17 protein-coding genes and 1 pseudogene are annotated in these 18911 nt (G+C 43.9%); 10 read left to right on the plus strand and 8 right to left on the minus strand.

What is annotated here, in order from left to right; genetic code table 11:
• Positions 1 to 6: 6 nt before the first annotated feature.
• The 3 genes from AB1I49_RS07710 to AB1I49_RS07720 all read right to left on the minus strand — a co-directional run bounded on the left by AB1I49_RS07710 (position 7) and on the right by AB1I49_RS07720 (position 1421).
• A complete protein-coding gene (locus AB1I49_RS07710) occupies positions 7 to 486 on the minus strand; it encodes a DUF2975 domain-containing protein (RefSeq protein WP_407720597.1) in 480 nt (159 codons plus the stop codon).
• 315 nt (positions 487 to 801) lie between these two features.
• Positions 802 to 1113 (minus strand): type II toxin-antitoxin system RelE/ParE family toxin, encoded by a 312-nt coding sequence (locus tag AB1I49_RS07715; protein WP_407720598.1) that lies wholly within the window; start codon positions 1111 to 1113, stop codon positions 802 to 804.
• On the minus strand, positions 1110 to 1421 hold the full coding sequence (locus tag AB1I49_RS07720; RefSeq protein WP_407720599.1) for a type II toxin-antitoxin system RelB/DinJ family antitoxin: 312 nt from the start codon (positions 1419 to 1421) through the stop codon (positions 1110 to 1112). The genes AB1I49_RS07715 and AB1I49_RS07720 overlap by 4 nt, the downstream gene beginning before the upstream one ends.
• A 220-nt stretch (positions 1422 to 1641) precedes the next feature.
• On the opposite strand from AB1I49_RS07720, the gene AB1I49_RS07725 reads away from it, so the two are divergent.
• From AB1I49_RS07725 to AB1I49_RS07750, 6 genes are all read left to right on the plus strand, one after another.
• Complete coding sequence (locus AB1I49_RS07725; protein ID WP_407720600.1) at positions 1642 to 2169, plus strand: hypothetical protein; 528 nt, start codon at positions 1642 to 1644, stop codon at positions 2167 to 2169.
• A gap of 20 nt (positions 2170 to 2189) precedes the next feature.
• Positions 2190 to 2891 (plus strand): LytR/AlgR family response regulator transcription factor, encoded by a 702-nt coding sequence (locus AB1I49_RS07730; protein WP_407720601.1) that lies wholly within the window; start codon positions 2190 to 2192, stop codon positions 2889 to 2891.
• On the plus strand, positions 2888 to 4195 hold the full coding sequence (locus AB1I49_RS07735; protein WP_407720602.1) for a sensor histidine kinase: 1308 nt from the start codon (positions 2888 to 2890) through the stop codon (positions 4193 to 4195). Before AB1I49_RS07730 ends, AB1I49_RS07735 begins: the two co-directional genes overlap by 4 nt.
• A 17-nt stretch (positions 4196 to 4212) precedes the next feature.
• Entirely contained in the window at positions 4213 to 5061 is an 849-nt protein-coding gene (locus tag AB1I49_RS07740) for a hypothetical protein (RefSeq protein ID WP_407720603.1), read from the plus strand.
• A gap of 263 nt (positions 5062 to 5324) precedes the next feature.
• Positions 5325 to 6650: an IS1380 family transposase gene (locus tag AB1I49_RS07745; protein ID WP_407720551.1), complete on the plus strand. Its 1326-nt coding sequence runs from the start codon at positions 5325 to 5327 to the stop codon at positions 6648 to 6650.
• Positions 6651 to 6851: 201 nt separating this feature from the next.
• Positions 6852 to 7130 carry a hypothetical protein gene (locus tag AB1I49_RS07750; RefSeq protein WP_407720604.1) on the plus strand — a complete coding sequence of 93 codons (279 nt, stop codon included), beginning with the start codon at positions 6852 to 6854 and terminating at the stop codon, positions 7128 to 7130.
• Positions 7131 to 7525: 395 nt separating this feature from the next.
• On the opposite strand, the gene AB1I49_RS07755 is transcribed toward AB1I49_RS07750, so the two are convergent.
• The 3 genes from AB1I49_RS07755 to AB1I49_RS07765 all read right to left on the minus strand — a co-directional run bounded on the left by AB1I49_RS07755 (position 7526) and on the right by AB1I49_RS07765 (position 9729).
• The gene (locus tag AB1I49_RS07755; protein WP_407720605.1) at positions 7526 to 7936 is read right to left on the minus strand and encodes a CopG family ribbon-helix-helix protein; all 411 of its coding nucleotides are present in this window, start codon (positions 7934 to 7936) and stop codon (positions 7526 to 7528) included.
• Between the two features lie 301 nt (positions 7937 to 8237).
• Positions 8238 to 8600: a helix-turn-helix domain-containing protein gene (locus tag AB1I49_RS07760; RefSeq protein ID WP_407720606.1), complete on the minus strand. Its 363-nt coding sequence runs from the start codon at positions 8598 to 8600 to the stop codon at positions 8238 to 8240.
• Between the two features lie 472 nt (positions 8601 to 9072).
• The gene (locus tag AB1I49_RS07765) at positions 9073 to 9729 is read right to left on the minus strand and encodes a tyrosine-type recombinase/integrase (protein WP_407720607.1); all 657 of its coding nucleotides are present in this window, start codon (positions 9727 to 9729) and stop codon (positions 9073 to 9075) included.
• Between the two features lie 43 nt (positions 9730 to 9772).
• Here AB1I49_RS07765 and AB1I49_RS07770 point away from each other — a divergent pair, with 43 nt between their 5' ends.
• The gene (locus AB1I49_RS07770; protein ID WP_207752118.1) at positions 9773 to 11047 is read left to right on the plus strand and encodes a relaxase/mobilization nuclease domain-containing protein; all 1275 of its coding nucleotides are present in this window, start codon (positions 9773 to 9775) and stop codon (positions 11045 to 11047) included.
• Here AB1I49_RS07770 and AB1I49_RS07775 read toward each other — a convergent pair.
• Positions 11044 to 11205, minus strand: coding sequence for a hypothetical protein (locus AB1I49_RS07775; protein ID WP_201426591.1), 162 nt, complete (start codon positions 11203 to 11205; stop codon positions 11044 to 11046). The genes AB1I49_RS07770 and AB1I49_RS07775 overlap by 4 nt on opposite strands.
• 148 nt (positions 11206 to 11353) lie before the next feature.
• Between AB1I49_RS07775 and AB1I49_RS07780 the strand changes: the two are divergent.
• From AB1I49_RS07780 to AB1I49_RS07790, 3 genes and pseudogenes are all read left to right on the plus strand, one after another.
• A pseudogene (locus AB1I49_RS07780) lies at positions 11354 to 11545 on the plus strand (IS3 family transposase); the annotation flags it as partial.
• A gap of 238 nt (positions 11546 to 11783) precedes the next feature.
• A complete protein-coding gene (locus AB1I49_RS07785; protein ID WP_407720608.1) occupies positions 11784 to 14381 on the plus strand; it encodes a hypothetical protein in 2598 nt (865 codons plus the stop codon).
• 90 nt (positions 14382 to 14471) lie between these two features.
• Complete coding sequence (locus AB1I49_RS07790) at positions 14472 to 17633, plus strand: leucine-rich repeat protein (RefSeq protein ID WP_407720609.1); 3162 nt, start codon at positions 14472 to 14474, stop codon at positions 17631 to 17633.
• 145 nt (positions 17634 to 17778) lie between these two features.
• On the opposite strand, the gene AB1I49_RS07795 is transcribed toward AB1I49_RS07790, so the two are convergent.
• A complete protein-coding gene (locus AB1I49_RS07795) occupies positions 17779 to 18906 on the minus strand; it encodes a hypothetical protein (RefSeq protein ID WP_201426594.1) in 1128 nt (375 codons plus the stop codon).
• Positions 18907 to 18911 lie beyond the last annotated feature (5 nt).

An 18911-nucleotide genomic window follows, 5' to 3' on the forward strand; every position in this document is an offset into this window, starting at 1 on the left:
CACCTCTTAAATCGTCAAATCGCTTTCTTCCTGCAAATCCGCTGCCTTGCGTGACAAATACGATAGAATCGCCGCGGCAGCCGCGATGGAAGCGCCGATAAACGTCAATACAAAGCTCACCATATACACCGCCGGATGATTCATGTTCAACAGAAAGAAAACGGTATTGCCGACAAAGAAATAGACCGTTGTCGTAAGCGCCAGAAGTGAAACCCGACGGAAACGCTTTGCATTGATTGAAGAAAACGCCCTGTCCCTGCCGATCGAATACGAGATTTTCCATGCGTAGACAAGGACCGCGTAATCCGGAATCACCATTAGCTCCATGAAAATCAGCCACGGAAGGTAGCAGTATTGCGAATCGGGTGCATCGGCAAGAAGTTCGCATCCACCGAACGGAACAGCAACGCCGTAAAAGGCGACGCCCAACAGACAGAATAACAGAATGATGACCTTTGCCAGTTTTGAGAGTGTTTTTTGCGTCATATCTATGACCTCCTTTGCTTATATTATAACCCCAAATGTCGCGAATGTCAATAACCATTTATTGTGTTGCGATATATTTTCGATAAAGCAAGGCATTTTATGTTGATTTCAGTTGTATAAAATTTTTCCCTCATCACAAATCTATATCCCGTTCCAATAAAGAAAAAACGCTGCACTTGACATTACTTGTTAAGTGCAGCGTTTACTGTTTAATTTAGTAATCCGTCATAACTCCCGTCAGTATTTTCAGCGACGATAGAAAATCGCCTTTCTTTGCGTGTCGCAAATTTTGAATGCTCGCAAATAGTAATAAAGTCATATCTCCGACAGTAGGTAACGCAAATAATCCGTCCTGCCATCCATGATACGAATAATACTGACCATAGTATTTTCGACTCTATAAATAGCAATGTAATTTGAGAGGACTAAATATCTCAAGTCTGTTTTCTGACCTATCCTTGATGATAAATCCAATCCCAAATTCGGATTGGATTTCAGATTTGAGCACCCCTTCAGTATTCTCTCGACGATTCTCGCTGCTGCTTGAGAATTTGCCAGTTCGTTTTTGACGTAATTCTTTATCTCATTTAAATCCTGTCGGGCTCGCGGCGTATAGCGCAAAATCATGCCTGCACTCCGAATTCAGTCAGCATATCTTCTTCCGAAATCCAATCCGATTCTGACTTTACACTGTCCTCACCCGCCTTGATATCTGCCAGCAAAAGCGCAATTGCCTGCTGACGGATGACTTCCTCGCTGTTTTGATTCATCAGGAACGGCAGTCCGCCTACATTGAGCGACTGCTGAAAGAATGCGTTTACCGCGTCGGTCAATGTCATTCCGCATTTTGCGTATAAGCTTTCCACTTGCTTTTTTACTTCGGGATTGATACGCATCTGAAATGTCCCCGTTTTGGGCGCGTCTACAATATTCATAATATCATCTCCGTTTTGTTTTCTTCATTATACACCAATCGCAAGGGTGCGTCAATACATTGTTATTACATATCTGATAGTTCATTCATTGTCTAACTTTTTGTATTTTCATCTTTACCATAAATCCCGCAAATTTTACCATTTTATTGAAGTTATCAGAAATAAGTGGTATGATATGCATAATAGAATTGCATTAGCAGAGCCATATAGGAGGTATATCATGAAACAAGTAAAGCTGTATTCCATATTACCGATATATCCTATGTTTATCGCGATGTTAATCCCGCCTTATTCCGGTATCCTGTTGGGATGGAATTTTCTCATTCTTTCTGTTATTCTTGTGATCGTTTCTAAGCTGTGCTTTAAGAAAGTCAGCGGAAAATTCTATTGTGATACCATCTTTTCTGCTTGGCTGTTAGGATTCGCGGCAATCGCGATCTGTTCGTTTGTTGGTCTGGCGGAGTTCTTTCTTGACTATTACATAGACTACGATGTTTCGGAAAAACTCGGGTGTGCCGTTAGCTTCTTTGTTGCGGTGGTGATGATTTTTCTCTTCACCATGATGATCACCTTAAATCCAAAACGGCATAAGGATTTTAAAATGACAATGGTGCAAAGAATCCTTACTTCTCTTGCGATAGCGATTTCAACCGCGCCCTATTCTTTCTTCCTTCCTGAAAAATATGCGGTTTTTCTGAGTGATATTTGGGATAATGTATTTTCATTTAATATTCGATTTAATAGTTAAAGTATACGGAATTAATTAAGATGAAAATTGCGATTATAGACGATGAAAAAGCCTTTGCCGAAAGGCTGCGTGCAACTGTTTTGAAAATCTTTTCCGAGCAGCATACCGCCGCCGATGTAACGGTGACGGATGATCCGGAGAATATCCTGTACACCGGAAAACAATTTGACGTCATTCTGCTTGATATTGAAATGCCCGGCTGTTCGGGAATCGACCTTGCTTCCAAGATCAATGAACAAAAAGGCGGCTCGGGCAAGCCGTATATCATTTTCGTTACGAACCGCGACGGGCTTGTGTTCGACGCATTGAAACAGCAGCCGTTTTCCTTTGTACGCAAGTCGCACTTGGAGGATTTAGAACCGTGTTTTGACCGGCTGATCACGCTTTGCGAAAGTGAAATCTACTATCCTATAAAATCAGGCCGTGATATTGAACGAGTGGCGATGAAGGATATCTTCTATCTTGAAAAGCAGAAAAACTATGTGATTTATCACACCGCGCGCGGAACGATTTCCGAACGGACAACGCTCGACAAGAAAACCGATCTACTGCGCAACGGCTTTCTGCGGACGCATATCGGCTATTTGGTCAATATTCGCTGCATCGAAAAAATCCGGACAGGCGAGATCAGCCTTTCGGACGGCACGATCATCCCGTTAAGCCGCAAATACAGCGAAGCGGTCAGAAAACAGTTTTTTGAATGGATGGCGAAGGAAGTATGAATATCGGATCAGTTTTGGAGATCGCGGCAAATACCATACAGCAGCTCATGTCGCTTGTCTTTTTATACCTGTTCTTCGACAAACCCAACGGCAAAACCAAGAGACTGATACCGTTCCTATCGGCGGCGGTGCTTTTGCTTGCCGTAACGATATACGGAACCGTCAGCGCGTTGACCTCCAATTATTTGTATTACCTCATAACGGCAGTCATAACTATACTCTATACGACCGTCTTTCTGAGAGGAAAGCTTTATCTGAGAATCATCATTCCGATTGCCGTGTCGAATATTTCGATCGCCTATCTGACCGTCAGCGTCATGAGCGCATCCGGCACGCTTCCGTTCGCGAAAGCTGTGGCTCTTCTGGATTCATTCCGATACCCGGTGCTGTTCGTCGCCGATATCATCTATGCCGCTTTTCTTTTCATCATTTACCGATTTGGAAAAGGTAAGATCAATATGCGCAGCAAGTCGGATATTCTGGCTTTCATCGTCATTCCGCTGATCACCTGTACCGTGGGCTTGACAGCTCTGATGCTGCTGAAATCGGTGGATTTTGACGGCACCGTTCAGATATATGTGACCGTCATCGCCCTGTGCACCGCCGTGATGGTGATGATATTCTGGTATCTGATGATCAAGAGCGGAAAAGAAGCGCAGATCAAGACGGACTTGATGTTGAGCCGTCAGCGCGAGGAGCTTTACAAAAGCTCCGTGCTGAGCACTCACGAGCAGATCGAAAAAATATCGGTGATAAAGCACGATATGAAAAGCAAGATAATGTCGGTCGGTATGCTGATTTCTCAGGGAGAGTACGACAAAGCGAAAGCGGTATGCGACAGCGTCGGCGAAACGCTTTCGGCAGCATACACGCCCGTTCACACCGATAACCCCACGCTGAACGCGATTATGAACGTTGAGCTTGAAAAAGCGCAGTCCAATGAAATCAACTGCACCTATGAAATTGCCGACACGCTGAAAAATATACGCGACGCGGATATTATTTCGCTGATCGCCAATCTGTGCGACAACGCGATCGAGTATCTCGCACAGATCCCGAAGGAGCAGCGGCAGATGTCGCTTGCGATAAGCTCCTACAAATCATACTGCAGGGTCGTATGCAAAAACGCTGTTGCTTCCTCTGTTTTAGCGGAGAATCCCGACCTTAATACCACAAAGGACGACAAAACACTCCACGGCAAGGGAATGAATATTCTCCGCACTATTGCGAAAAAGTACGACGGTGAGCTTTTGATCAATGAGGACGGCAATCAGTTGACGGTTTCTGTGATGATGATGAAATAAATAACAGAGGTGGATTTATGAAAGCACCGAACCGTATAATACCCATTCTCGCCCTTTCCGTAACGGCTTGTATTCCCACTGCTATCGCAATATTCTGTGCCGCGGCATTCGATTCGCGCAGTGAGAGCAGCTTGGCTTTGCTGCCGTTGATCGGTATCTCTTTCTTTGCGCAGATCATCCTTCAATTTTATATCGGTATGTTGAGCCCGTCATTTCGTTCTGCATTTGCCATCAGTGTTCCGTCATGTCTGTCATTCGGAACAGCGCTGACAGTGTTTTGTACGCGTGCGCAGCTCTTGGTGATCCGGCGTTTGGCTTCGGGTTACCTCTATGGCATCCATTGGAAGGATGATACAAAAACGTGGTACGTATTCATCGCTTTGTTTTTCTTGCTGTCAGTGACGATAACCATGTTGATCATAAAAGGCGTGTCAGCTTACCGTCGTGAGGGAACTTTATCAATGCCTTTTAGAAACCTGTTTGCAATTCTGGCAGTATTGGTTCCCATTGCGACTGTTGTTTACGCAAATGTGTGCTTGTATTTTCTGCACGGAAGTTTTGAAACTCTCGGCATAGCTGTATGGTCGTATATCATCATGTTTTTCGTCAACATTATTACGGGAATGCTTGTAAAAGGTGATCGCCTGATCCTATTCTTTCCGATTTCCGCAACCGTGTTTTATCTTATATTTTTTTACAGCTATTGGATCGGAGCCGGTGGACTGAATTTTCCGTTCCTGCTGATTTTGCTCATTGCTTCATCGTTTCTTGTCGGAGAAGCCTTAGCGGTCAGCGGTATCCGTCATAAATATGAGGAGCGAAAAGACGAGAAATTATTCGAAGGTGAATATTATGAAAAAAGATAAAAAACTGTACAATATGAATAAAAAAACGAAGCTCTTTTTATTAATGAACATCGGCAACTATGTTCTTGTCTTGCTTGCTTTTTTAGGCTTTAGCCTAAATTATTCACGCAAGTGCCGGTAAGGACCCCAACACCGGGGAAAACACTGATAAAATCGAAAAACGGGCTTTCACCTAAAAGATGAAGCCCGCAGGGTATGGAAAAGGGACTTCAAATTTGGTATAATGTAGTTACCACAACAACAAACCAAAGGAGAGAAGTCCCATGGCTATTATATCAGAAACAGTGTTGGAAAGCAATAAGAAAATTCGCGTAAATTTCGATGGCGGCAATCTTTCTTCGGATGGCGGACTGCTTTTGCTCAAGGAGTTTTATCACAAGCTGGGCGTCAATTCGCTGCTCAGAAATCGTTTCCGCACAACGGACACTGCTTCATTCCGAATCCACAAAGATCATGAGAATCTTTTACAGATGCTCTATCAGATTACCGGCGCCTATTTTCAGGACGATCACGCCGACAGCCTGAGAAACGATCCTGTCCTGAACGCTGTTATCGGCAAAACCGCTTTAGCCTCTCAGCCTACTCTGTCCCGTTTTCACAACCGCATGGATGAACGGAGTTTACAGCAGTTGGAAGAGATACAGCGGATTCTTCGCAGAAGAGTCTATTCCGTCGAGAAGCCGGAGCACATTCTGTTCGACCTCGATTCCACCCTGCTGGCTGCTTACGGCACACAAGAGGGCGAAGCGTTCAACTACCACTACCAAGCCCACGGTTATCATCCCCTGCTTTGCTTCGACGGAATGACCGGAGATTTGCTGAAGGTAGAACTGCGCCCGGGAACGCAGTATTGCAGCAACGGAGCAGCCGCGTTTATGCTGCCGCTTCTGGAGGAATATCAGAGAGATTATCCTCAAACAGCGCTCTTTGCACGGGGAGACAGCGGTTTTGCCACTGATGAGCTCTACAGCCTGTTTGAAACGAACGGTACCGGCTATGTCATTCGGCTCAAGGAAAATCCGGTACTGAGAAGACTTGCTCAAGACTTGGACTCTGAACTGTATGATCTTACCCGGGAGGACACTGTTTCTCATGCCGTCGTGTATGGTGAATTTCTGTACAAGGCGGGTTCTTGGGATTACCCCAGACGCGTCGTCTGCAAAATCGAGAAGCCTTACGGTCAGGCGATTCACATGCATACCTTTGTTGTGACCAATATGGAATCATCTCCTGAGGATTTGATCCGCTTTTACTGCAAGCGCGGAAATATGGAAAACTTCATCAAGGAGTGCAAATCCGGATTTGATATGAGCTATGTCAGCAGTTCTTCCATGATTGTCAACGCCAACCGGGTTCAGATTCATGCGCTTGCATACAATCTCTTCAACTGGTTCCGCCGCCTGACACTGCCTGAATCCATGCGAAAGGATCGTATCGACACTGTCAGACTCAAGCTGTTGAAAATTGCAGCCAGAATCGTCAGCTCCGCGAGATATGTGTATTTTAAACTGTGCAGTTACTGTCCGCATCAATCCCGGTTTTTCGAGACTCTCGCCAATATTAAAAAACTCAGTCCGCAACTCGAATAGACGTTACCCCGTGTACCTTGACAGCTTCAAAGAAATCCCGTTCAAAAATTATCTGACCCCCAAGGGAGTAGTGCGCCTTTTTTCGGTGGAAAACTTTGCAGGATGTCAGTGATATTGATGTCTGATAATGCACAACCATTTGCAGATGCAGTTTCGGATGTGCATGAATAATTCAGGTTTAGACTTGGAGCGGGCATATCTGTGATTTTCTTTTTTTGTCAGCCTGCACTTGTATTTGTAAATTATTATGTTTCGCAACGAATTTGGCAGCTTGCCGTATTGTCGGGACATTTGCTTATTTCAACCATCATAGCCAATATGGCGAGTGTACAGCTTTACTATCAATTCATCAGCAGCGATTCCGAAACGCTGTTAGTAGGACGGATTGAGGCGCAAATAGGAATTGTCTATGTTATCATTCTTTCTGTTATTGCTATCATTATTGCTGCGCTCGAAAAACTGAATAACAGGAAAAAATAGAGATATGTTGCTTTCACTCCCGAAAACGCTCAAGATGATAGTTGGATGCTGCATATTCTCACTCCGGAAAGCGACACTCCAAAAAAAATCTGCAACATCAACACAAGGAATATTTACCTTGTAGATGATAAGTGGGTGTATTTTTCAGACTACGGCAATACGATTTATCGTATTTTACCCTCCGGCGAAAATCTGCAAAAGGTGATGTGAGTAATCTGTAAATTGGAAAAGAGATTACGCTATAGATATTTTGGTTTGATCGTTGCCGACCTTACAAAACGGGCTGTCTCTCATAAAACGCGACAAACGCCCAACACCGCGCGAACAATCCGGTCTGGCACACACTTGGCCTTGCTCAACAAATCGCACACGGGGTGACACACGGCGAAACATGACTACTCTTCATTGTACCAACCTTTGGCAATATCCTCGAGCTTAATTTTGCCGCGCGTTCTGCGGACGTTATTGATAGCTTCTCTGCGCATTTCTTCCAACTCATCATCGGTGAAATGATTTGTCTTTGCGATGACTCTCATCAGCATTTCGAGCTGAACCGCGTAGCGGAACAATCCCTTAGAGATCGCTTTGGCATTGTCCTCGGACACATTTTCAATCGCCTTAGCCAGCTTATCACTCAAAATATCATCGCTTGATTTAAGCGCGCTGTCTGCAATCATATTCTTTGCCGCCGTTTCAAAAAATTCATTTCTCGAACGATAGCCATGCTTTTTGATGAATACATCTACCGTTTTTACCGTTTGTTTATCAAGATACAAGCTTACTCTTTGTTTGTCTTCCGAATCCATATTTTTACCTCCGATAATCTTCAAAATAAATTACACCAACATGGTGATCAACCTAAAAATGCCTGTTTTTTCGATAGCCGTGCGATTGTTGAAAACAACAGCGTTATTTGTTACACCAAACCCAAAACAGGTGTCAACCTAAGAATACTGCACAGGAAACCCTCAAAAACGGCTTGCGGTCGGCGTTGCCGGCCGCTGTGAACCGCAACGGCGCAGCCAAACAGCGCCGTTGCTTTCTCCTGTTTGCCACCCGATTTTGGTACCCACTTTCGGTTTGTGCAATACTAACAGGCACTTGCTGCTATTTGTTTCTGCCGTAATTGTATAGCTGACGTCTGTGAAAGGCTTCCACAGCCCGCTTGATTGGCAGAATCCTGAACATCAGGTTCCCATTTCGAAGCGACCCGTCGTGGTGCTCAACAATGGTACGCTCCGTTTTGATGAGTTCCTTCTCCTCTAGCAACCTCACATATTTCATTACCGTATTTTTGCTCATTCGTAACGCGTTGCCGATGGTTTTAAATGACGGATAGCAGGAGTACGTTTTCCTGTCCTCCATCCGCATCAAGAAAGCGTAGAGAGCAATCTCACCCGCGGTCAGATCCATATTGAAAATTTCGTTCGGCAGCATGAAATAGTTTCCTTGCTTCTTTGGCTGTGACATAAAAAGTCACCGCCCGTGTATCACTCCAATCCTGTTATTTTCTAATCTGTTTGCAAAGAACGTTTTGTAAAATCATATCGTGTTACCCTTACCTCTCGCAATGTTTGTACAAAGAAAAACAGCCGGACGCTTCAGGGAGAATTCTCTCACCGTCAATCGCACGACTATTTCGATACTCGTCTTGTTTTCAATAATCAATTTCTCCTTCCTGGATCGCTGTTTTTTTCTGTCTGTAATATTTTAACACACCTGAAAGTAAAAGTCAAGGAAGGTCAGATTTTTGCGTTCTAAAATGCCGTAGTCTTTGTTTGGGCATTGCAAAAATAGAGACGCGCCCAAAAATCGCCGACACCGTGCAAATATCCTCAGTCTGGTACTTACCCTACTTTCCTCAACAAATCGCACACAGGGCGACGCACGGCGAAACAAGGCTGAAAACTCTTTTCCCTCGTTGTTGGCGAGGGGATTTTTATCACAGGTTGAAGCTGTCGGTCAATCCAACTAATCTGGTTGCGTCACGCTTGACGTAGTAGATTTCCGTAATTTCCGAGGTCGTATGACCGAGCAGTTCCGCCACTTGCTTTACGGATAATGCTTTTACTGTTCCGTCAGGTTGCTTGACTCCGTTGATTAGGCGTGTAGCGAATGTATGTCTGAAAGTGTGCAGTCCTTTATGCGGAAGCCCTATCGCGTCGAGGATACGGTAGAAGCGGTTTCGCATATTTCGCGGATTTGTGAAGCTGCCGTTCTCGTCCGGTATCAGGGGATTGTCCTCGCCGAGATATACTTCCTCGCGCAAGCGTCGTATCATTTCTACTGCCGTATCATTGAGCGGAACGTCACGCTTACTCGTCTTGCTCTTCAGCTTGCCGACCTTGACTTCAAGCTTGGCTACATATTCCAGCCCATCTCTTACATGAACTTCTTTCACACCTCGCTGCAGGTGTATGACGCGATTTTCAAGGTCAATGTCGCTGTTGATGATTCCGCACAGTTCACCCGCCCTCAGTCCGGTGTTGAGCATTAGGAAGTATGCCGCCGACTGCTGATAGACAGGTTTGCCATTGGCGAACCGTTTGAAGGCTTCCGCTTTGATTTGCTCCAGCTCCTCGTCTGTGAACACGACCACCAAATCACACTGCGGCTTGCTCTCCTTGTTGCTTCACTACTGTATGCAGGATAAAAAGACCTTGCACAACGGAAGAAAGTTAGTCACCGGAGTCAACTGCGTGGCGCAATCTGCGTTCAACGAAATGGTGAATACCAAGCTGCAATACCGTAAACCGGGCGGCAGACAGTACTACCACATCATGCAATCCTTCCATCCGGACGAGCCGATTACACCCGAGACCGCGCACGAAATTGCTCTGCGTTTTGCCGAAGAAAACTTCCCGGGCTACGAGGTGTTGGTCGCTACTCACGTCGACCGTCACCACATACATTCGCATTTCATTCTCAATTCGGTGAACGCCGAGACTGGTTTGAAGTTCCATTCCGACAACCATGAAATCCAACGTCTGCGCGACGCCTCGGACAAGCTCTGTATGGAATACGGCTTTTCGGTGGTCGTTCCCAAGAGCAAAAAGGTCAAAGGTATGTCCACCGCAGAGTATCATGTAGCTGAAAAAGGTCAGAGCTGGAAGTTGGATTTGGCGATTGCGATCGACGAAGCGATGCGCTACGCCGTCAGCAAAAAGCACTTCATCGAGCTGATGGAGATGGAAGGTTATAAGGTCAAATGGAAGGATACGCACAAATATCTCACCTACACCTGCCCGAACGGCAAGCCATGCAGGGATATTCGGTTGCATGAGGAAAAATATTTGAAGAAGAATATGGAAGATGAATTCAGAATCAGAAAAGAAATCATTGCCCGAGCTGAAGGCACAGGCACAGAGAAATCTGGACGTAGCAAAGCAGACGACGAGATTCGTTTCCGTACCGGAGAGGTCGTGGACGGCAATGGTGCAACTCCAGCAGACACAAATCAATATGCTCGGTTCGATAGCGGAATCGCTGAAAACTCTGGCAACATGGAGCGACCTCTCGGATATGCAGGAGGAACAGTTGGCGCAGCTGACAGCACGAACCGAGCAGACGGAACAGACCCTGACGGCGTTTCAGGAGACGCTTCGGGAGCAAGCGGAGCAGATTCAAGCGTCGACCTCGACCTCAATGGAAACCTTCCAATCACAGGTTGGGAAAGCGAGCGAGAGCTTCTCACAGCAACTCTCATCGGAGGAACAGGCGGTGAACCCCCACAAGCCCTGACGGGTCTGCGTTTTCTTCCGCGCAATGATAGTAACAACCGCTATGCCGACCACCTCTTTCTGTCTAACAGCTCCGTGAGTTTACGGTTAAGCGCGGCGTATTCTTCGGTCAACTGTTCAAGATTTACGCACGAAATCTTTCCCATGTTACTGAGAACAGTATCTCCTGCTTTTTAACTCTCCGGCTCAAGATTCGGCAGTTTGTCTTCACTCCAATCGTCCCTAAGTGCATACTTGCAGACGGTACGATAGTTGAGATTTGTTGTTCTGGCGATTTCCGCCAAACTTTTCTCTTCCTTTTCGTAGAGATGTTTGATATACTGTTGTTGAGCCATTTTCAACACCCTTTCTTCAACTCCTTAGGTTTTTTCTGTACCCTAAAGAGTAACTGATTTTTCAGGTGCTGACAATGGCTTTTTTTATCAGCCCAGCCTATGCACTTTTCGTGCCCATTTTATGCACTTTTATTTTACTAAAAACAACGATAACTCGGTTATGGAAAACTTCTTTGGTATTATGAAGCAAGAAATGTATTACGGTAAAGTATACTAAAGCTTTGATGAACTGAAACAAGCAATCGAAAAATACATCAAATACTACAACACAAAAAGAATCAAGCAAAAGCTTGGCTGGTTGAGTCCTGTCAACTACAGACTCAATCTTTTAGCTGCATAACAAAAGCGCAGTAGTCGCTAAACTACTACGCTTTGTAAATCTAAGTCCAACTTTTTGGGGTCACGTCATAGAAAAATAACCTTCCGTTTTGTCACTATTGCACATATAAACAGATTCCCATTTGTCGGCGTTTACAAACCATCAGCTATTCGTTGTAAAATTCTTGTAAATTGAATAAAAATATCATATAATTTTTATAGAAAACCGTTCTAAACGGGTAATGTAAAGGAGCATGAATATGACAAGAAAACTCATCAGCCTAACACTAATCTTAGCGCTCATTATGAGCATCACATCCATTTCTGTTGTTTATGCCAATGCAGCAAAAGATGACATTACTGTGGGAGCAGAAACGCTGAATACAAATGATCCTCTCTCAATGATCGGCAAATCAAAGCAAGCTATTGTCAACACTTACGGAAGTGGTTACCGTACCACTACAATGCCCGGCGGCGGTCAAACACCTTATATTTACTACAATAACGCAAATATTCCATATATGTTTGGTATGGATAGAAACGATAAGATTTTTGTAGTAAATATTTATCCGCTTAACGGTTTTACTATATATTTATTTGATGGATTAACCAATCGCTCCACATATAACCAGATTCTTCGCGCGAATACAACGCATTATTATACGGCAAACGACCAAGTACATTATGATGATTATAAAATGTGTATCGAGTTTAATTACACACCATATATCTCAGTAATATATAATTGGACGAACACAGATAAAAACTCAGTCGCTGATTATGTGCAGGTCATTAAGAATAATACTGCCTTTTATCCATCTAACTTGTCTGCCCCCAAACTAAAATCTGCTGTCAGCACAAGTAACGGCGTCAAGATTACGTGGGACAAGGTTCAATACGCTGAAAAATACCGTGTATTTTACAAAGGATCGAACGGCTCATGGAAGCGTCTCGGAGATACAGCCAATACCTCGTTTGTAGACGATGACGTTAAATCCGGCTCAACCTATACCTATACCGTCAGACCAATCAACTCTGCGGGCGATGTGTACACAGGTGCGTTTGACAGCAAAGGAATCTCTGCGACATACAATCCGCCAATGCTCGCTGTACCTCAGATTACCGGATTCGAAAGTACCTCCGACGGCGTAAAAATCAAATGGAACAGAGTTAGTAATGCATATGGATATCGCGTGTTCTACAAAGGTCGAAACGGTTGGAAAGGAATGGGTAACACGTCCGAAACCTTCTTTATTGACACCGACGTCAACGACGAAGTGACCTACACTTATACCGTCCGGTGCATTGATAAAAGCGGTAACTTCGTCAGTGATTACAACAATAACGGCTGGCAGTACACTTATTTAAAGCCACAGCTTGCAACGCCGCAAATCACCAAATTCGAGAGCACCGCTGAAGGCGTCAAAATTACATGGAACAAAGTCAGCGGAGCTTACGGCTACCGGGTATTCTACCTTGGAAGAGACGGATGGAAAGGCATGGGCAATACCACCGGCAACACCTTTGTTGATGATGACGTTCGTGATGGCGGCACTTATACATACACCGTCAGATGTATCGGTCAAAACGGCAACTTCACCAGCCGCTATAATACAAACGGCTGGAAATATACGTATGTCAAGCCTCAACTTGCCACACCGCAAATCACCAAATTTGAAAGCACCTTTGACGGCGTAAAAATCACATGGAACAAGGTTGCAAACGCTTACGGATACCGTGTGTTCTATCTTGGAAGAGACGGCTGGAAGAGCATGGGCAATACCACCGGCAACACCTTTGTCGATGATGACGTCCGTGACGGCGGAACCTATACATACACAGTGCGCTGTATTAACGCCAACGGAGATTTTGTCAGCCGCTACAACACCAACGGCTGGAAATACACCTATAGAGTTCCTTGGCTCACTACTCCGCAAATCAACTCTCTCAAAAGTACAGACAATGGTGTAGAAATCAAATGGAACAAGGTTTCGGGAGCAGCTCAGTACCGTGTATTCTACAAAGGCGCAAACGGCAGTTGGAAGCGGCTTGCCACAACCGTCGCAACCTCATTCACTGATGATGACGTGCGCTCGGGAAGCACTTACACCTACACCGTGCGCTGTGTTGACGCTTCGGGTGAAATCTACACAAGCCTTTACGACAACGCAGGCAAGTCGATAAAGTACGTTAACGCAAAAGCGGACTATATTGATAAGCTGATGGATACCGTTGACAGTTGGTCATATAGCGACATGATAAAAAACGGAGCACAATCCGGGTTTACTTTCATGGATTTGGATTTTGATGGTGTAAATGAGTTCATTGTTCAGCGTGCCGGAGGAACAATGCTAAATCATGACGCAGTTGTCTATACCTACAAAAACGGAAAAGTTACAAAAGTACCTAGTAATGAGGAATTTATACAGAACATGAAGCTTGATTATTACTATAATACAAGTACAAAAAAATATTATATTTTTGGTGAAGCGATTCGAGCAGAAGGCACAATGAATAACCGTTCCCTTTTAAACTATACGCTTACCTATGCTAATAATCGTATCACAACAGAGTATTACTCGGCATACTGGCTAAATATTGCTGCGCGTTCACCCAGCGGCAGAGACGAATATCACTATTACGACGGTGCAGACGGATATCGCCCGGGAATCGGAAATCAGAAGGAGATTACCGAGGCACAGTACAACAGAATCAACTCTGACAAGCTAAAGAACTGTGTAAACTGTAATATGAAACGTAGATTTGTCCTCCAGTATGAGTGGAACCCCCTTTCGAAAGCAGAGAAACGCCGACAGATACTTGACGCTTATAATGCTTTCAGCTATACCAAGCATTAATTGAAAATAATTATAACTCAAATAGTTGTTAAATCATCTAATAAAAGAAATATAAGACTAAGATTACGAACATAGCGGGGAGTTGCTTATATGAAAAAAATATTTATCAGCATACTATTAATACTGGCAATTATGCTAAGTGTAGTTTTCGGTACAGCAATCAATGTCGGAGCAATTAATACAGAGGAATCCGTCGGTACAGAAACGACACACATGAGTAATGGATTCATATATCAGGTTTATAGTGAATCCGCAATGATTACCGGCTATACGGGAACATCAAAAAGCGTAACCATTCCTGCCAAATTAGATGGTTATCCTGTTAGATACGTTGGAGATAATACTCCAAACACAGGTGAAGGATTTCCGTTAACTGGTATTGAAAACATAACTTCTGTTACAATTGGAAATAATGTAATTGGTATTTCAGGCGCCGCATTTAAAAAAGCAACAAAATTAAAAACACTTTCCATCAAAGATAGTGTTTCCGAGATTCATTGGGCTGCTTTTAAAGGTTGTTCTTCGCTTAATACTATTAATATATCATCTCACATAAAGTACATGGGCGCCGGTGTTTTTGATAACACTGCTTGGCTGAACGCACAGCCAAATGGAGTAGTGTATGTTGGCAATTTTGCCTACACATACAAGGGGACTATGCCATCCAACTACACGCTTAATATTAAGAACGGAACGTACGGTATAGTTCCCTTAGCTTTCTATAAATGTAATAACTTAAAATCTATTAATTTACCATCTTCTTTGTGCTGCATTGGCAGAGATGCATTTGAAGGAACTTCATGGTATAATTCTAAATCCAACGGCAGTGTATATGCAGGCAAGGTTCTATACAAATACAAAGGAACCGTGCCCGATAAAGTTGTACTGAATAATGATACTGTTGGGATTGCCGAAAATGCTTTTTGGGAGTTCTCAAATTCAAAAGTAGGCTTAAAAGTATTATCGGTTCCTGACACCTTAAAAGCCATCGGTGCGCAGGCGTTTGTGAATTGTGACAGTCTAAGAAAGCTCTATATTCCAGCAAACGTGGAATACATTGGCGATATGGCATATGGCAAGTCGTATCAATATAAATTCATTCCCGGACAAGGTCAATATCAGATTTATGGAAGTTCTGGTTCAGTTGCTGAACTGTTTGCTAACAATAATGACATTCCCTTTTCTAACCGCATTAATGAATACAAAGCATATGAGGGACTCCCTGCCCCCAAACTAAAATCCGCCGTCAGCACAAGCAACGGCATCAAGATTACTTGGGGCAAGGTTCAATACGCAGAAAAATACCGTGTATTTTACAAGGGTTCGAACGGCTCATGGAAGCGTCTCGGCGATACGGTCAACACCTCATTTGTAGACGACGACGTAAAGTCAGGCTCAACTTATACCTATACTGTCAGACCAATCAACTCCGCGGGCGACGTGTACACAGGCTCGTTTGACAGCAAAGGAATCTCCGCGACATACAATCCGCCAATGCTCGCCACACCTCAGATCACCGGATTTGAAAGCACCTCCGACGGCGTCAAAATCAAATGGAACAGAGTCAGTAATGCATATGGATATCGCGTGTTCTACAAAGGCAGGAACGGTTGGAAAGGAATGGGCAATACAACCGAAACATTCTTTGTTGACACAGACGTCAGCGATGAAGTGACCTACACTTATACCGTTAGATGCATTGATAAAAGCGGTAATTTCGTCAGTGATTACAACAATAACGGCTGGAATTACACGTATTTAATGCCTCAGCTTTCTACTCCGCAAATCACCAAATTCGAGAGCACCGCTGAAGGCGTCAAAATTACATGGAACAAAGTCAGCGGAGCTTACGGCTACCGGGTATTCTACCTTGGAAGAGATGGATGGAAAGGCATGGGCAATACCACCGGCAACACCTTTGTTGATGATGACGTTCGTGATGGCGGCACTTATACATACACCGTCAGATGTATCGGTCAAAGCGGCAACTTCACCAGCCGCTATAATACAAACGGCTGGAAATATACGTATGTCAAGCCTCAACTTGCCACACCGCAAATCACCAAATTTGAAAGCACCTTTGACGGCGTAAAAATCACATGGAACAAGGTTGCAAACGCTTACGGATACCGTGTGTTCTATCTTGGAAGAGACGGCTGGAAGAGCATGGGCAATACCACCGGCAACATCTTTGTCGATGATGACGTCCGTGATGGCGGAACCTATACATACACAGTGCGCTGTATTAACGCCAACGGAGATTTTGTCAGCCGCTACAACACCAACGGCTGGAAATACACCTATAGAGTTCCTTGGCTCACTACTCCGCAAATTACCTCTCTCAAAAGTACAGACAATGGTGTAGAAATCAAATGGAACAAGGTTTCGGGAACAGCTCAGTACCGCGTATTCTACAAAGGCGCAAACGGCAGTTGGAAGCGTCTTGCCACAACCGCCGCAACCTCATTCACTGATGATGACGTGCGCTCGGGAAGCACTTACACCTACACCGTGCGCTGTGTTGACGCTTCGGGTGAAATCTACACAAGCCTTTATGATAACGCAGGGAAGTCGATAAAGTACGTTAACGCAAAAGCGGACTACATTGACAAGCTGATGGATACCATTGACAGTTGGTCGTTTGAAGATTACAGGGGAATGGTGGCTCAATCCGGATTCACATTTATGGATTTGGACTTTGACGGCGTTAATGAATTCATTGTCCAGCGCGAAGGCGGCACGATGAGAAACTTTGATGCGGTTGTCTACACCTATAAAAATGGCAAAGTCGTCAAAGTGCCTGCCAACGAGGAGTTCATTCAAAACAACAACTTCCAATATTTCTATAATACCAGCACGAAAAAATATCTGATTGTCGGAACCGCAGTTTGTGCAGAGGGCACAGTGAATAACCGGAAAATATACAACTACTCACTCACGTATGCCAATAACCGCATTACATCTGATTATTATTCTGCATGTTTTGTAAATGTAGCATGGCGTTCACCCAGCGGAAAGGATGAATATCATTATTATAACGGTGCCGACGGCTATTACAAGGGAATCGGAAATCATAAGGAGATTACTGAAGTACAGTACAATACCATCAACTCGAACAAATTGAAGAATTGCGTAGATTGCAATATGAAGCGTAAATTTGTTATCCAGTATGAGTGGAATCCGCTTTCGAAAGCAGAGAAACGCCGCCAGATGCTTGACGCTTATAACGCTTTCACCTATACCAAACATTAATTTAGAATAATTACAAAAAATGCCGACAGAGCAGATGTTCTGTCGGCATTTAGTATGATTATTTTGACAATACAATAAATTGAGCTATCTTAGGATTAATTTCCTTCATCTTTCAGAATCACTGAAATATATATGATGCACAGATTCACATAAACGCATCAGCAGTTGAATCGCTGATTTTAGTTAATTCAATCTGATCAACAGTCATAAAACCGTATCCCATTGAACTGCGTTCCGTAATATCCGCTTCTAAAATAATAGTGTCGCCATCGAAAGTCAGCGTTCCGCTGCCTTTGTTTGTCCACGAATCGGTATAATCAAAATGCGCGACATTATCTTCAATAAAAAGAGTGCTCTTGGGAACAGTAGCGATGTGTCCTGTTGAACCGGATAAACTCATCGAACACTCAATTTTATTGTCTTCAACCGAGAAAATCACGACATTATATCCGCGCCCGATTTCACCGGTGTTTCCCCAACTGCCGAGGTATTTATCATATTTCCCGGAACCGGAATCATTATATTCGGGAATCGCTAATTCTTGAGGCAGAGCGACAATGGCGTAAATATCCGGATTGACCCGATTCATTTCATCGTCATCTTCTTTCTCGGTTGAGCTGTGTTTTGTTCCGGAATAATTATAATATACCTGGATGGTTTTGATTCGCTCCTTATCATATCGCAATATATGCCCAACACGCTCATTTGGCGGAATGGCACCGGTGGGTGCGTAACCATAGGATGCAATGAATTGTTGATAGTTCATATCTGCAGAAATAGAATCGTTCAGCTTCGCGGAATCATACATTGCAATAAAGCTTATAGTTTGATATTTTCCGCTTTTTAGATTTTCGCGGATTTGCACATTAGCCTTATTTTCGCCTTCCGTATTCTTAAGATTTTGATAGTCTTCCTGCGCTTCGTCAATGTAAAAAACAAATCCGGGGAGCTTTTCATCATTATAAATATAGAAACCACCGTCGGAATACCAAATAACGCCTTTGCTTTGGTCAAAACGAAACTCTCCGCCCATAATATCAATTATTTTGGGAACAGTCATTTCAGATAATTCCTCCGCAGTGTATTCTCTTAAAGTTGTTGCAGGCGCGACGGTAGTCGTGGCGATGCTCGTCGAAATTTCAGAAGTAGGTTGCACGGATGTTCCTCCCTCTGTGGTCGACTTTGTGGCAGCCGAAGTGTTATTCTCGGTCTGGTTGCATCCTGTTAAACTGATAAAAAGAACTACTATCATAACCGCAATTGCTTTTCTCATATCTT

It is taken from the genome of Ruminococcus sp. NATIVEDY160, assembly GCF_045819885.1.
In the GTDB taxonomy this organism is placed as follows: Bacteria; Bacillota; Clostridia; order Oscillospirales; family Acutalibacteraceae; genus Ruminococcoides.

Bases quoted from the DNA above. Each gene is read 5' to 3' on its own strand.
- AB1I49_RS07775 (WP_201426591.1), bottom strand. From the start codon at position 11,205: ATGGCTCAACAACAGTATATCAAACATCTCTACGAAAAGGAAGAGAAA.
- AB1I49_RS07790 (WP_407720609.1), top strand. From the start codon at position 14,472: ATGAAAAAAATATTTATCAGCATACTATTAATACTGGCAATTATGCTA.
- AB1I49_RS07745 (WP_407720551.1), top strand. From the start codon at position 5,325: ATGGCTATTATATCAGAAACAGTGTTGGAAAGCAATAAGAAAATTCGC.
- AB1I49_RS07720 (WP_407720599.1), bottom strand. From the start codon at position 1,421: ATGAATATTGTAGACGCGCCCAAAACGGGGACATTTCAGATGCGTATC.
- AB1I49_RS07740 (WP_407720603.1), top strand. From the start codon at position 4,213: ATGAAAGCACCGAACCGTATAATACCCATTCTCGCCCTTTCCGTAACG.
- AB1I49_RS07770 (WP_207752118.1), top strand. From the start codon at position 9,773: ATGCAGGATAAAAAGACCTTGCACAACGGAAGAAAGTTAGTCACCGGA.
- AB1I49_RS07735 (WP_407720602.1), top strand. From the start codon at position 2,888: ATGAATATCGGATCAGTTTTGGAGATCGCGGCAAATACCATACAGCAG.
- AB1I49_RS07710 (WP_407720597.1), bottom strand. From the start codon at position 486: ATGACGCAAAAAACACTCTCAAAACTGGCAAAGGTCATCATTCTGTTA.
- AB1I49_RS07715 (WP_407720598.1), bottom strand. From the start codon at position 1,113: ATGATTTTGCGCTATACGCCGCGAGCCCGACAGGATTTAAATGAGATA.
- AB1I49_RS07725 (WP_407720600.1), top strand. From the start codon at position 1,642: ATGAAACAAGTAAAGCTGTATTCCATATTACCGATATATCCTATGTTT.
- AB1I49_RS07795 (WP_201426594.1), bottom strand. From the start codon at position 18,906: ATGAGAAAAGCAATTGCGGTTATGATAGTAGTTCTTTTTATCAGTTTA.
- AB1I49_RS07785 (WP_407720608.1), top strand. From the start codon at position 11,784: ATGACAAGAAAACTCATCAGCCTAACACTAATCTTAGCGCTCATTATG.
- AB1I49_RS07755 (WP_407720605.1), bottom strand. From the start codon at position 7,936: ATGGATTCGGAAGACAAACAAAGAGTAAGCTTGTATCTTGATAAACAA.
- AB1I49_RS07760 (WP_407720606.1), bottom strand. From the start codon at position 8,600: ATGTCACAGCCAAAGAAGCAAGGAAACTATTTCATGCTGCCGAACGAA.
- AB1I49_RS07730 (WP_407720601.1), top strand. From the start codon at position 2,190: ATGAAAATTGCGATTATAGACGATGAAAAAGCCTTTGCCGAAAGGCTG.